Origin of the sequence: Leifsonia tongyongensis, assembly GCF_010686705.1 — a bacterium.
GTDB lineage: Bacteria > Actinomycetota > Actinomycetes > Actinomycetales > Microbacteriaceae > Diaminobutyricibacter > Diaminobutyricibacter tongyongensis.
Genome location: NZ_JAAGWY010000004.1, coordinates 276,629 through 290,317 on the forward strand (window position 1 = coordinate 276,629; position 13,689 = coordinate 290,317).

Sequence of the window (13,689 nt, forward strand, 5' to 3'; positions counted from 1 at the left end):
CCGATGTCGGTGCCCGACAACCCTCCGCCTGCGGCGGCGGGGGGCCAACCGCTCCGTGCCCCGAGCAACTGGAACCTGCCGAACATCATCACCGTCGTTCGCATCCTGCTCGCGCCGCTGTTCGTGTGGATGCTCCTGGCCGACGACGGCAAGGACGGCTGGCTCCGCTGGGCGGCAGCCGCGCTCTTCATCCTGGCGATCGCGACGGACGGCGTCGACGGCGCCATCGCACGGCGGCGCAACCTCGTCACAGAGCTGGGGAAACTCCTCGACCCGATCGCCGACAAGGTGCTCACCGGGGGTGCGCTCATAGCCCTCTCGATCCTCGGCGAGCTGCCCTGGTGGGTGACGATCGTCATCCTCGTGCGCGAGGTGGGGATCACGATCTACCGGTTCGTCGTCATCCGGCAGGGTGTGATCGCGGCTTCACGTGGGGGCAAGATCAAGACGATCGTCCAGTCGGTCGCGATCTCGTTCGCCCTCGTCCCGCTGTGGACGGTGTTCGGCGACTGGATCTACTGGGTCAACGGCATCCTCATGACCGCTGCGGTCATCCTGACCGTTGTCACCGGGATCGACTATCTCTGGCAGGCGTGGAAAGGCCGGAAGGCGCGTCGTGCCTGACCGGGTCGACGCTCCCGGCCTCACCGAGCGCGTGATCGGCGAACTGATCGAGCGCTCCCTCACGATCGTCGCCGCGGAGTCGCTCACGGGCGGCGAACTCGTCGCCGAGCTCACGCGCGTGGCGGGGGCATCCGCCACCGTCCTCGGGGGAGCGGTGGTCTATGCAACGGCCCTCAAGCATTCACTGCTCGGCGTCGACCAGGGACTGCTGGATGCGCACGGTCCGGTTCACCCGGAGGTGGCCCTGCAGCTCGCGCGAGGGGTACGGGAGCGCCTGGCCGTCGAGGGTCGGGCGGCCGACGTGGGACTGTCGACGACCGGAGTGGCCGGGCCGGACGGCCAGGGCGGACGATCGCCGGGAACGGTCTTCGTCGGCGTCTCGGTCGGTGCGCGCACGAGAGTGGTCGAGCTCGCGCTGTCGGGGTCGCGGGCGGAGATCCGCCGGCAGACGGTGACGAGGGCGATCGAGGAGCTCGCGAAGGAGCTCGGGATCAGCCTCATGTAACAGGCGGGAATACCCCCTGTTTCGGGTCTGTTACATGTGACAGATTCACAAGAAAACTCCAGTCGCCGTCGATATCGTTGAGCAATGGATGCGTGTAGTGTTGGGCATCCGGATCTATCGTCCGACGTGGTGGCAGGGTTGAAAAGGAGGCTCCAATGATTCTTGTACGTCAGGAAATCGGCGACGTGCTCAGGGACTTCCGCCTGCAGAAGGGGCGCACGCTGCGGCAGGTCGCCAGCAAGGCGAGCGTCGCACTCGGATATTTGAGCGAGGTCGAGCGGGGCCAGAAGGAGGCGTCGAGCGAGATCCTCGCCTCGGTGGCCGACGCGCTGGACACACCGATCTCGGTGATCATGCGCGAGGTGGGAGATCGCCTTGCGGTGCTCGAAGGCATCGAGCCCATCATCCCCGACACGATCCCCGACGAGTTCGTCGCGGCTATGGACGCCGATCTCGTCACACGCTGATTCGATTCTCTTCATCGGACGCCCCGGGAGACCGGGGCGTCCGTCATGTCCGCGGTAACTCTTAAGGTGGTCCCATGAAGTTGAGCGAGTTCCAGCGCGCCGTCGCTGACGAGTTCGGAGTCGAGTACGGGCGCGCGCTCACACACGACCTGGTGCTGGGCGAACTCGGAGGGCGCACGGCCGTCGAGGCGCTCGCGGGCGGCATTCCGGCCCGGGAGGTCTGGCTCGCGCTGTGCCGCGAGACGGACGTGCCGAAGGCGCACTGGTTCGGGGCGGGAAGGCCCGCGCCGAAGCCCTGAGGCTCCTGACACGCCGTCGAATCTCTCGAAGGTATGTTCGGATCTTGATAGGCTCCTTCACAACGGCAATCGAAAACGGGTTGTCCACAACCTGGCCCGTCGACGCGTGAGTGTCGGTGCCCACGCGTACAGTCGAACTCGTTAGCGAAGCCCAGAAGGAGAGACCGAAATGCCATCACCCGCCGATCGTGAGAAGGCCCTCGAGACTGCGCTCGCGCAGATCGACCGTCAGTTTGGCAAAGGCTCCGTCATGCGCCTGGGCAGCGACGAGCGCGCTCCCGTCGAGGTCGTGCCCACCGGGTCGATCGCACTCGATGTCGCGCTCGGCATCGGCGGCCTCCCGCGTGGCCGCATCGTCGAGATCTACGGTCCGGAGTCGTCAGGTAAGACGACCCTGACCCTCCACGCGATCGCCAATGCGCAGAAGGCGGGCGGCATCGCGGCTTTCATCGACGCCGAGCACGCGCTCGACCCCGAATACGCCCGCAAGCTCGGCGTCGACATCGACGCCCTCCTGGTCTCCCAGCCCGACACGGGTGAGCAGGCCCTCGAGATCGCCGACATGCTCGTGCGAAGCGGCTCCATCGACCTGATCGTCATCGACTCGGTCGCGGCCCTGGTGCCCCGTGCTGAGATCGAAGGCGAGATGGGAGACTCGCACGTCGGCCTTCAGGCCCGACTCATGTCGCAGGCGCTCCGCAAGCTGACCGGCGGTCTCAGCCAGACCAACACCACGATGATCTTCATCAACCAGCTCCGCGAGAAGATCGGTGTCTTCTTCGGCAGCCCCGAGACCACCGCAGGCGGCAAGGCGCTGAAGTTCTATGCGTCCGTGCGCCTCGACATCCGTCGCATCGAGACCCTGAAAGACGGGACGGAGGCGGTCGGAAACCGCACGCGCGTCAAGGTCGTCAAGAACAAGATGGCGCCGCCGTTCAAGCAGGCCGAGTTCGACATCCTGTACGGCGTCGGGATCTCCCGCGAAGGCAGCCTGATCGACTTCGGTGTCGATCACGGCATCGTCAAGAAGTCGGGTGCGTGGTACACGTACGAGGGCGACCAGCTCGGCCAGGGTAAAGAGAACTCGCGCAACTTCCTCATCTCCAACCCCGATATCGCCGAGGAGATCGAGACGAAGATCAAGATCAAGCTGGGAATCATGGCCGACCCGAACGCGGTAGCAGAGCCGGCTTCGAACGTCGGGTCCATCGAGGAGAAGCTCCAGGCCCGCAAGGGAGCGTGACCGGCATGGTGCGCTTCCCGCCATCGTCGGATTCCGAGGACAGCGAGCACGTCGCACCGGTGGTCTTCCTGCAGCGGCGTCCGGCACGCGAGCGTGTGGCGTTCACGCGGTTCGACGACCCCGACGGCGACGCGAGTTTCGGCGGCACCCTGGATGAGAACGGCGAATTCGTGCCCAAGGAAGAGCCCGGCGCAGCTCGCCGTGCACGCGTGACGACCATCAGCGGCTCGGACCTGTCCGACGCCGAACTCGAGGATGAGCACGCGCAGAAGGATGCTGAGCAGAAGGCCCGGGACCGTGCGGCGAAACTGTCGCTCGACCAGCTCGCGCGGCGGGGGATGTCGCGGTGGGAGCTGGAGCAGGTCCTGAAGAAGCGCGAGATCGACGACGAGACGATCAGGATTCAGCTCAATCGGCTCGAAGACGTCGGGCTGCTCGACGATCATGCGCTCGCTACCTACCTGGTCTCGACGCTTCAGGAGCGTAAGGGGCTCGGCAGCGCGGGCATCAAGCAGGAGCTCAAGCGCAAGCACATCCCCGAGTACGACATCGAGTCGGCGCTGGCCGAACTGCACGACGAAGAGGAAGAGGCGCGGGCCATCGAGCTCGCGATGAAGCGGATCCGGCAGCTCTCGACCTATGACGACGACGTGGTCAGGCGGCGTGTGCACGCCTTCCTCGCGCGCAAAGGCTACGACGGTCACACGATCAACTCGGCGATCAGTGTCGCCATGGCGAAGCACAAGGGATTCGGGGTGCGGTTCGAATGACCCACGACGACGCTGCCGGAAGGTGCAGGGCCCGGTGGTTGCCCGGGTCGGCGCAGGCCTGCGCTCGACCGTAAACTAGTCGCATCATGAGCACCATCACCGAAGCGCGCACTGTGATCCTGCCGTCAGACGCTGCAGTAGACGAGACCGGTCGAGCCCGCACCTATGAAGTGCGCACCTACGGGTGCCAGATGAACGTCCACGACTCCGAGAGACTCAGTGGTTCGCTCGAAGCCGCAGGCTACGTCCCCGCGAACGGCGAAGAAGCCGACATCGTCGTCATCAATACCTGCGCCGTGCGTGAGAACGCGGACAACAAGCTCTACGGCAACCTGGGACACCTCGCGTCGGTGAAGAAGCGGCACGCCGGCATGCAGATCGCCGTCGGCGGGTGCCTCGCCCAGAAGGACAAGAACGTCATCCTCGAGAAAGCCCCGTGGGTCGACGTCGTCTTCGGCACCCACAACATGGGCTCGCTCCCGAGCCTGCTCGAGCGGGCGCGCCACAATGAGGCCGCCGAGATCGAGATCCTCGAAGCGCTCGAGACCTTCCCCTCGACCCTTCCCACCAAACGTGACTCCAGCTACAGCGGCTGGGTGTCCATCTCCGTGGGCTGCAACAACACGTGCACGTTCTGCATCGTGCCGTCGCTGCGCGGCAAAGAGAAGGACCGCCGGCCGGGGGAGATCCTGGCCGAGATCCAGGCGCTCGTCGACGACGGAGCGATCGAAGTCACCCTTCTCGGCCAGAACGTCAACTCGTACGGGGTCGAGTTCGGCGATCGCCAGGCGTTCGGCAAACTCCTGCGGGCGGCGGGGCAGATCGACGGCCTGGAGCGCATCCGGTTCACGAGCCCGCATCCCGCCGCGTTCACCGACGACGTGATCGACGCCATGGCCGAGACCCCGGCGGTCATGCCGCAGCTCCACATGCCGCTCCAGTCGGGCTCGGACCGCATCCTCAAGGCCATGCGCCGCTCCTACCGCTCCGAGAAGTTCCTCGGCATCCTCGACAGGGTCAGGGCGAAACTGCCGGATGCGGCCATCAGCACCGACATCATCGTCGGATTCCCCGGCGAGACGGAAGACGACTTCCAGGAGACCCTGCGCGTCGTCGAAGCCGCACGGTTCGCCTCCGCCTTCACCTTCCAGTACTCGATCCGCCCCGGCACCCCGGCTGCGACGATGGCCGACCAGGTGCCGAAGGAGATCGTGCAGGACCGCTACGACCGGCTCATCGCGCTCCAGGAACGCATCTCCCTCGAAGAGAACCAGAACGTCGTCGGCCGCACGGTCGAGCTGCTGGTGGCGAACGGCGAAGGGCGCAAAGACGCCGACACTCATCGCCTGAGCGGCCGCGCCCGGGACAGCCGACTCGTGCACTTCGAGGTTCCCGCCGGGTCCGAGGTCCCACGTCCCGGTGACGTGGTCACGGTCACGGTCACCCACGCCGCACCCTTCCACCTCATCGCGGATGCACCCGACGGCGCCCCGCTGACGATCCGTCGCACGCGAGCCGGCGACGCCTGGGATCGTGCAGAGGCCGATTCGTGTGCTGTACCGGCGCACGGGTCGTCGGGCAGCGCTGCGCAGGGGAGAGTGTCGCTCGGGCTCCCGACCATCCGCACGGTCGAGCCGCTGACGGTGCCGGGCGTCGGCACGATGCCCATCTACGATGCGTCGGATGGCGAGCGCTGACCTGCAGCCGGCCGATCCGGCGGCCGACGGCGCGCATCCGCTGATCGTCGTCGTCGGGCCAACCGGAACCGGCAAGACCGACCTCTCCCTCGCCCTGGCGGCGCGTTTCCGCGATGCGGGCCGAGCCGCAGAGGTCGTCAATGCCGATGCGATGCAGTTCTATCGCGGCATGGACATCGGCACGGCGAAACTCCCGCCCGACGAATGGCGGGGGATCCCGCACCACCTCATCGACATCCTCGACGTCACCGACGAAGCCACCGTCGCCCGCTACCAGCCACTGGCCCGCACGGTGATCCAGGAGATCACGCAGCGCGGGGCGGTGCCCATCCTCGTCGGCGGTTCCGGGCTCTACGTGTCGAGCGTCATCTACGACCTCCGGTTCCCTGGCACGGATGCGGTCATCCGCGAACGCCTCGAGCGCGAGCTCGAGCAGAACGGGCCCGGTTCGATGTACCGGCGGCTGGCTGCACTCGACCCCGCTGCAGCCGCATCGATCGGGCCGAGCAACGGCAGGCGTCTCGTACGCGCCCTCGAAGTCATCGAACTGACCGGCGAACCCTTCAGCGCATCCCTGCCGGACGAGCCTGCACCGTGGATGCCCACCGTCGTGCTCGGGCTGCGTGCGCCGCGCGACGAACTGACGGCTCGGCTCGACGCGCGGGTCGAACGGATGTGGCTGGCCGGCCTCGTCGACGAGGTCGCGCGGCTCGTCCCCGCCGGCATCGAACGCGGCGTCACCGCGAGCCGGGCGATCGGCTACGCCCAGGCCATCGCACAGTTGCACGGCCGACTCGACGAACGCGAGGCGATCCAGCAGACGCAGCAGCTCACCCGTCGTTACGCCCGCCGCCAGGTCAGCTGGTTCAAACGCTACCCCGGGCTCCACTGGCTCGACTACGACGACCCCGAACTCGTCGACCGCGCTCTCGATAGGCTGTGAGTATGGCGACGACCCTCCACTTCACCAAAGGGCACGGCACAGGAAACGACTTCGTGCTGTTCGCCGACCCCGACGGCCGGCTCGACCTGACGCCGGCCCAGATCGCCGACATCTGCGACCGCCATTTCGGTGTCGGGGCGGATGGAGTCATCCGCGCCGTCCGCTCACGCCATCTCCCCGAGGGGGCCGAGTCGCTCGCCGAGGACGAGGGCGCCGAGTGGTTCATGGACTACTACAACGCCGACGGATCCGTGGCGGAGATGTGCGGCAACGGCATCCGCGTGTACGTGCGGTTCCTCATCGAGTCCGGTCTCGCTGAACTGGCCGACGGCGACACGCTGCCGATCGGCACCAGGGGTGGAGTCCGCGACGTGCAGCGCAACCTGACCGGGTTCCAGGTGGATCTCGGCCGGTGGTCGCTCTCCGGGGGCGAGCCCCTTGTTCGCGCCCGCGAGCTTCCGGTCGCGCGTCCCGGTCTCGGGCTCGATGTTGGCAACCCGCACGTCGTGGTCGCCCTCGCCGACGAAGAGGAGCTCGACGCGGCAGACCTGACGTACATCCCGCACCTCGACCCGGCCCCTCCGGAGGGCGCCAACGTCGAGTTCGTTGTGCCGCGCGAGCCGCTCGTCAAAGACGGGATCGGGCGCATCCGGATGCGGGTCCACGAGCGCGGCAGCGGGGAGACGCTCTCCTGCGGCACGGGGGCCGCGGCCGCTGCACTCGCGACCCGCTACTGGGCGGGAGACGGCGCGCCGAACAACTGGCGCGTAGACGTGCCGGGCGGCACCGTCGGGGTGCGGATGTTCCCGACAGAGGACGGCGAGCACGTAGCGCTCTCGGGCCCGGCAGAACTCGTGTTCGAAGGCGAACTCGAGCTGGCCTAGGCCTCCTGCATCAGTCGTCCGGCGCAGCCTCGGCGCGACGACGGGCGCGCAGCACCCGGTATCCCTTGCTCGTCGCTGCGCGCGTCACGGTCAGGCTCGACGCGAACGTCGTCTGCATCCAGCGATGCAGGGAATCCGAGCCCAGGTTGCGCTGCACCACGAGCCAGGCGTCGGAGCCGGGCTCCAGCCGCGGCATCCACTGCTCGAGAAGGTTGTGGAGTTCGTTCTTGCCGACGCGGATCGGCGGGTTCGACCAGATCGTGGTGAATCGCACCGAATCGGGAACATCGCCGGGCAGTGCGGCGTTGATATTCGTCAGACCGAGTGTGCGCGCGTTGAGGCGCACCACATCCAGTGCCCGGTTGTTGACGTCGACGGCCCAGACCGTCGCATGAGGGGACTCGAGAGCCAGTGTGAGTGCAAGCGGCCCCCAGCCGCAGCCGAGGTCGAGAAGGTCGCCCCCGGGCGGAGCCGAGGGCACATGGTCGAGGAGCACACGCGTGCCCGTGTCGACGCGCTCCGGGCTGAAGATCCCGTTGGCCGTGGTCAGTTCGTACGTCTGACCGGCCAGCCGCACGGTGAACGGGCGGAGCCCCGGATCGCTCTCGGGCGCAGAGGTGAAGTAGTGATCGCCGCCGGCCATAGAGGAAACGTACAGGACAGGAACGAACTAGGGTTAACCCAGATGCAGGATACCGAATTGAACGAGCCGCTCAGCGGTGATGAAGCACGTGCCACCGACGTCGATGTCGTGGCGCGTGTACTGGCGAACGCCGAGACGCACGCTGCGGGCGTGTCACTGTTCACGAGCGGCGCGCAGGCGCTGCAGCGGTCGGCCGTCGACGACACGTCGCACGATGGCGACCAGTTCGACCGTGAAGACCGTGCGGCGCTCCGTCGCGTCTCCGGCCTCTCGACCGAGCTCGAGGACGTCACCGAGGTCGAGTACCGGCAGCTGCGCCTCGAGAACGTGGTGCTCATCGGCGTGTACTCGCAGGGTTCTCTGCAGGACGCCGAGAACTCGATGCGCGAGCTGGCCGCGCTGGCGGAGACCGCGGGCGCTGTCGTGCTCGATGGGCTGCTGCAGCGACGACCGCATCCCGACCCCAGCACCTATTTCGGAAAGGGCAAAGCCCAGGAGCTCGCGGGGGCCGTTGCCGCGCTCGGAGCCGACACGGTGATCGCCGACACCGAGCTGGCACCCAGCCAGCGTCGTGCGCTCGAGGACGTCGTGCGTGTCAAGGTCATCGACCGCACCGCCGTCATCCTCGACATCTTCAGCCAGCACGCCAAGAGCCGCGAGGGCAAGGCGCAGGTCGAACTCGCGCAACTCGAGTACCTCCTCCCGCGACTGCGCGGCTGGGGTGAGTCGATGTCCCGCCAGGCCGGTGGACAGGTCGGCGGCGCCGGAGCGGGCATGGGTTCGCGTGGCCCCGGTGAGACGAAGATCGAACTCGACCGTCGGCGCATCCATTCACGCATGGCGAAGCTGCGCAAGCAGATCGCCGGGTTCAAGCCGGCACGTGAGGCCAAGCGCGCGAATCGTCGCCGCAACTCCGTGCCGTCCGTCGCGATCGCCGGCTACACGAACGCCGGCAAGTCCAGCCTGCTCAACCGGATCACGAAGGCGGGCGTGCTCGTCGAGAACGCGCTGTTCGCCACGCTCGACTCGACGGTGCGCAAGTCCATCACGGCCGACGGGCGCCTGTACACGCTGGCCGACACGGTCGGCTTCGTGCGCAACCTGCCCCATCAGCTCGTCGAGGCGTTCCGTTCGACGCTCGAAGAAGTGGCGGATTCCGATGTGATCGTCCACGTGGTCGATGCATCGCATCCGGACCCTGCGAGCCAGCTCGCGACGGTGCGCGACGTGATCGGTGAAGTCGGCGCGCGCGACCTGCCCGAGATCGTCGTGTTCAACAAGGCCGACCTGGTCGGCGACGACGAACGTCTGGTGCTCCGCGGGCTCGAGCCCGGGGCGATCTTCGCGTCGGCACGCACCGGCGAAGGCATCGACGACGTGCTGGCCGCGATCGCACGCCTGCTTCCCGACCCCTCGATCGAGCTGGAACTCGTCATCCCGTACGACCGCGGCGACCTGATCTCGGCCCTCCATGAGCGCGGACGGGTCGTGTCGACCGAGTACGTCGCCGACGGCACCAAGGTGACCGCACGCGTCCTGCCCGAGTACGAGGCCGTCTTCAGCGCGTTCGCTGTGGCCTGAGCACACCTGTGTCGTCACATGACGACACACGCCTGTCGGCGACACCTCTCGCTTGCTAATCTGCCTATCAATCGTTGTTGCGCAGGAGAATCTGGGCGACATGGAGCGACAGCCGAGCCCGGCACCCGCCCGCGAAAGCCTTCGGGCTCATGACCCTCCAGGGACGTGCGCGGCAAGCCTGCGGCCACCGTCCTGAGGATCCGGTCATCCCGATCACACCTGGACGGAAGACATGCGATGAGCGACCACGGATCCGCACCGGCACCCGCCGGCGACGCCCCGTGTGCCGGCGGCGTCCCCTTCTCCTTCGAGCTGTACCCGCCGCGTAATGCGCGGGCAGCCGCCGCACTCCCTGCGACGATCGATCGCCTCGCGGCCGCGCATCCCGAGTTCATCTCGGTGACGTACGGCGCGAACGGATCCTCGCGTACATCGTCTCTGGATGTGCTCCGCTACATCCTCGCGAACACCTCCGTGAGCCCGATGGCTCACCTCACCTGCGTGGGTTCGTCGCACGCCGAGGCGAACCGACTCATCCGCGAGTTCCTCGACGCCGGGGTGCGCAGCTTCCTCGCCGTGCGGGGCGATCCGCCCGCCGACGCTGCGCCGGGCGACAGCGGGCTCGGCGACCTGAGGAGCGCCGGCGAGCTCGTGCAGCTGATCCACCGGGTGCAGGCGGAGCGCGTGCCGTACGAGGAACTGCTGGTTCCCGGTATCCCGACCGCCCGCGAGGTGCGGACGGAACGCGAGCATGTGCGCATCGCCGTGGCGGCCTTCCCGAACGGGCATCCCACCTCGCGTTCGGCGAGCCAGGACATCGACACGCTTCTTGCGAAGCAGGCCGCCGGCGCGAATCTGGCCATCACCCAGCTCTTCTTCCACCCGGAGGACTACCTCGCGTTCGCACAGCGCGCCAAGGATGCGGGGGTCGAGTTCCCGATCCTCCCGGGGATCATGCCCGTGACCAGTCCTGCCCGGCTGCGGCGGATGCTCGAACTGAGCGGTGAGGACCTCCCGAGCGAGCTCGCGATCCAGCTCGAGATCGAGCCGACGGAGGAGGGGCAGCGCGAGATCGGGATCGCCTGGGCGAGCCGCGTCGTCGCACAGCTCGTTGCCGGGGGCGCCCCGGGCATCCACCTCTACACCTTCAACCAGCACGAGGCCGTTCTGGCCGTCCTCGAACGCACCGGACTTCTGCACAGCGCCAGCGCCACCTGAAAGAGAGAACCGCATGACCGACACCACTCGATCCGCCTTCCCGGTGGGAACCATCCTCGGCTACCCGCGCATCGGGCGCCGCCGCGAACTGAAGAAGGCCGTCGAGGCCTTCTGGGGCGGAACGATCACCGCCGACGAGCTCGAAGCGCAGGCCGCCGAACTCCGCGGTGTCACCCGCGAGCGCCTCGCGGGTCTCGGACTCGGGCGTGACGACGCCTCCATCCCCGAGAGCTTCAGCTTCTACGACCAGGTGCTCGACGCGGCCGTGACCCTGGGCGCTCTGCCGTCGCGTTTCGCCGGGCTCGCGGATGCATCCGGTCACGTCGACCTGGCGGGCTACTTCACGATCGCTCGCGGCGAGGGGGAGCACGCGCCGCTCGAGATGACGAAGTGGTTCGACTCCAACTATCACTACCTGGTGCCGGAGATCGGTCCGGAGACGTCGTTCCGTCTCGCTTCCGACCGCATCGTGGCCGAATTCGAGGAGGCTCGCGCCGCGGGGTTCGTGACCCGCCCGGTCATCGTCGGCCCGGTGACGTTCCTTCTCCTGAGCAAGCCGAGCGACGAAGCCCCTGAAGGCTTCCGCTCCCTGTCGCGTCTCGCTGACGTCCTCCCGGTCTACCAGGAGCTTCTCGCTCGTCTCGCCGCCGCCGGCGCACCGTGGGTGCAGCTGGATGAGCCCGCCCTCGTGAGCGAGAGCATCGAGGATCCGCGCTCCGAGGTTCTCGACGCCGTGCGTTCCGCCTACGCGGCCCTGGGCGGTGCGGCCGAGCGGCCTGCGATCTTCGTCGCTGCTCCCTACGGCAGCCTCGATGACGCGTTGCCCGTTCTCGCGGCCTCGCCGGTCGAGGCGATCGGGCTCGACCTGGTGCGTGGGACGGTCCCGTCGGGGCTCGACGCAGCCACCGCATCCGCCCTCGCTGGCAAGACCGTCGTCGGCGGGGTCATCGACGGTCACAACATCTGGCGTGGAGACCTCGAAGCCGCGTTCGGCAAGCTGACCTCGCTTCTTGCGCTGTCGCCGGATGTCGCCGTCTCCACCTCGACGTCGCTCCTGCACGTTCCGCACGACGTCGACGACGAGCCGGCGCTGAGCGATCAGCTGAAGTCGTGGCTGGCGTTCGCGGACCAGAAGATCGGGCAGGTCGCGACGCTCGCGGTCGGTCTGGTCGACGGTCACGAGGCGGTTCAGGATGCGCTGCGTGCCGCATCCGCCGCCCTCGCCGACCGCCAGGCCGCACCTGGTGTCCGTGACACGGCCGTCCGCGCCCGCACGGCCGCACTCACCGAGTCCGACTTCTCACGTGGCGACTACGGCGATCGTCTCGCGGCTCAGGAGGAGGCGCTCGGCCTGCCCTTCCTGCCGACGACCACCATCGGGTCGTTCCCGCAGACCGGCGACATCCGCCGTGCGCGCGCACAACTCGCGAAAGGCCTGATCAGCGAGGCCGAATATCTCGGCCTCATGCGCGATGAGATCAAGCGCGTCGTCGACCTGCAGGAAGAGATCGGCATCGATGTCATCGTGCACGGCGAACCCGAGCGCAACGACATGGTGCAGTACTTCGCCGAGAACCTCGACGGTTTCGCGGTCACGCAGAACGGATGGGTCCAGTCCTACGGCAGCCGGTGTACCCGCCCCTCGATCCTGTGGGGCGATGTCTCGCGGCCGAAGCCGATCACGGTCGACTGGTCCACCTACACGCAGAGCCTCACCGAGAAGCCGGTCAAGGGGATGCTGACCGGTCCGGTGACGATCCTGGCGTGGTCGTTCGTCCGCGACGACCAGCCGCTCGGTGAGACCGCTCGCCAGGTCGCGCTCGCCCTCCGCGACGAGATCGGCGACCTGGAGGCATCCGGGATCCGCATCGTGCAGGTGGACGAGCCCGCGCTGCGCGAACTGCTTCCGCTGAAGCGTGCCGCGCACGCCGACTACCTCGACTGGTCCGTTGGGTCGTTCCGCCTCGCCACGGCCGGGGTGCGCGACGAGACCCAGATCCACACCCACCTCTGCTACTCGGAGTTCGGCGTCGTCATCGACGCGATCCGCAACCTCGACGCCGATGTGACGAGCATCGAGGCCGCGCGGTCGCGGATGGAGGTCGTGCACGACATCCAGACCAGCGGCTTCGACCACGGAATCGGGCCGGGCGTCTACGACATCCATTCGCCTCGCGTGCCAAGTGTCGCCGAAGTGACCGAGCTGCTGGAGACGGCGCTGGCCGCCATCCCGGGCCGACAGCTCTGGGTGAACCCCGACTGCGGGCTCAAGACCCGCGGCTACGACGAGACGGTGGCGTCGCTGAAGAACATTCTGGAGGCGACCCGGGTCGTCCGTGAGAAGGCGGGCGTGCCGGCGTAACCCGCCGGTCGCCCGCCGGGTGACAGGATGGGCACCATGGTCGAGATCTCCGACGATGAGTTCGAACGCATCGTCACCGAAGAGTACGACGCCATCCCCGACGACTGGTTCGGGCAGCTGGACAATGTCGCCATCCTCATCGACAACCAGCCGAGCGGACAGTATCCGCGCCTCTACGGGCTCTATACGGGGCATCCGCTGACCCGGCGCGGCGTGTACGGCTACGGTGAACTGCCCGATCGCATCACCCTGTTCAAGAACAACATCCAGGAGCGGAGCGCCGACGTCGACGAGCTCCGGCGCCGGGTGCGGGTGACGCTCATCCATGAGATCGGCCACTACTTCGGGCTCTCCGACGAGCGCCTCCGCGAGCTCGGCTGGGCGTAGGCCGCGCGACCGCGAAATACTCCCGCTGCGGTACATCGCGTGACCCGGGGGCTGACGAGGCGTCGT

Annotated in this window: 14 protein-coding genes; 13 read left to right on the forward strand and 1 reads right to left on the reverse strand. The window is 67.7% G+C overall.

Annotated elements, in window-relative coordinates; translation table 11 throughout:
• Nucleotides 1-3: 3 nt before the first annotated feature.
• From pgsA to dapF, 9 genes are all read left to right on the forward strand, one after another.
• Nucleotides 4-624 carry a CDP-diacylglycerol--glycerol-3-phosphate 3-phosphatidyltransferase gene (gene pgsA / locus G3T36_RS16865; RefSeq protein ID WP_163290992.1) on the forward strand — a complete coding sequence of 207 codons (621 nt, stop codon included), beginning with the start codon at nt 4-6 and terminating at the stop codon, nt 622-624.
• Nucleotides 617-1,129, forward strand: coding sequence for a CinA family protein (locus G3T36_RS16870; RefSeq protein WP_338031619.1), 513 nt, complete (start codon nt 617-619; stop codon nt 1,127-1,129). Before pgsA ends, G3T36_RS16870 begins: the two co-directional genes overlap by 8 nt.
• A 155-nt stretch (nt 1,130-1,284) precedes the next feature.
• Nucleotides 1,285-1,596 carry a helix-turn-helix domain-containing protein gene (locus G3T36_RS16875; protein WP_163290993.1) on the forward strand — a complete coding sequence of 104 codons (312 nt, stop codon included), beginning with the start codon at nt 1,285-1,287 and terminating at the stop codon, nt 1,594-1,596.
• Between the two features lie 74 nt (nt 1,597-1,670).
• The gene (locus tag G3T36_RS16880; protein ID WP_163290995.1) at nt 1,671-1,895 is read left to right on the forward strand and encodes a DUF3046 domain-containing protein; all 225 of its coding nucleotides are present in this window, start codon (nt 1,671-1,673) and stop codon (nt 1,893-1,895) included.
• Between the two features lie 169 nt (nt 1,896-2,064).
• Nucleotides 2,065-3,138: a recombinase RecA gene (gene recA / locus G3T36_RS16885; RefSeq protein ID WP_163290997.1), complete on the forward strand. Its 1,074-nt coding sequence runs from the start codon at nt 2,065-2,067 to the stop codon at nt 3,136-3,138.
• A gap of 5 nt (nt 3,139-3,143) precedes the next feature.
• Nucleotides 3,144-3,908: a regulatory protein RecX gene (locus tag G3T36_RS16890; RefSeq protein WP_240148626.1), complete on the forward strand. Its 765-nt coding sequence runs from the start codon at nt 3,144-3,146 to the stop codon at nt 3,906-3,908.
• An 86-nt stretch (nt 3,909-3,994) separates the two neighbouring features.
• The gene (miaB, locus tag G3T36_RS16895) at nt 3,995-5,605 is read left to right on the forward strand and encodes a tRNA (N6-isopentenyl adenosine(37)-C2)-methylthiotransferase MiaB (RefSeq protein ID WP_163291000.1); all 1,611 of its coding nucleotides are present in this window, start codon (nt 3,995-3,997) and stop codon (nt 5,603-5,605) included.
• The gene (gene miaA / locus G3T36_RS16900) at nt 5,592-6,548 is read left to right on the forward strand and encodes a tRNA (adenosine(37)-N6)-dimethylallyltransferase MiaA (RefSeq protein ID WP_163291002.1); all 957 of its coding nucleotides are present in this window, start codon (nt 5,592-5,594) and stop codon (nt 6,546-6,548) included. Before miaB ends, miaA begins: the two co-directional genes overlap by 14 nt.
• A 2-nt stretch (nt 6,549-6,550) precedes the next feature.
• Nucleotides 6,551-7,432 carry a diaminopimelate epimerase gene (gene dapF, locus G3T36_RS16905; protein ID WP_163291003.1) on the forward strand — a complete coding sequence of 294 codons (882 nt, stop codon included), beginning with the start codon at nt 6,551-6,553 and terminating at the stop codon, nt 7,430-7,432.
• A 10-nt stretch (nt 7,433-7,442) separates the two neighbouring features.
• Here dapF and G3T36_RS16910 read toward each other — a convergent pair whose 3' ends face one another.
• Nucleotides 7,443-8,075, reverse strand: a complete 633-nt coding sequence (locus G3T36_RS16910; protein ID WP_163291004.1) for a class I SAM-dependent methyltransferase — start codon at nt 8,073-8,075, stop codon at nt 7,443-7,445.
• Between the two features lie 42 nt (nt 8,076-8,117).
• Here G3T36_RS16910 and hflX point away from each other — a divergent pair, with 42 nt between their 5' ends.
• The 4 genes from hflX to G3T36_RS16930 all read left to right on the forward strand — a co-directional run bounded on the left by hflX (nt 8,118) and on the right by G3T36_RS16930 (nt 13,623).
• Nucleotides 8,118-9,656 carry a GTPase HflX gene (gene hflX / locus G3T36_RS16915; RefSeq protein ID WP_163291006.1) on the forward strand — a complete coding sequence of 513 codons (1,539 nt, stop codon included), beginning with the start codon at nt 8,118-8,120 and terminating at the stop codon, nt 9,654-9,656.
• Between the two features lie 237 nt (nt 9,657-9,893).
• A complete protein-coding gene (locus tag G3T36_RS16920; protein ID WP_163291008.1) occupies nt 9,894-10,874 on the forward strand; it encodes a methylenetetrahydrofolate reductase in 981 nt (326 codons plus the stop codon).
• Nucleotides 10,875-10,887: 13 nt separating this feature from the next.
• Nucleotides 10,888-13,236 carry a 5-methyltetrahydropteroyltriglutamate--homocysteine S-methyltransferase gene (metE, locus tag G3T36_RS16925; protein ID WP_163291009.1) on the forward strand — a complete coding sequence of 783 codons (2,349 nt, stop codon included), beginning with the start codon at nt 10,888-10,890 and terminating at the stop codon, nt 13,234-13,236.
• A 36-nt stretch (nt 13,237-13,272) separates the two neighbouring features.
• A complete protein-coding gene (locus tag G3T36_RS16930) occupies nt 13,273-13,623 on the forward strand; it encodes a metallopeptidase family protein (RefSeq protein WP_163291010.1) in 351 nt (116 codons plus the stop codon).
• Nucleotides 13,624-13,689: the final 66 nt, after the last annotated feature.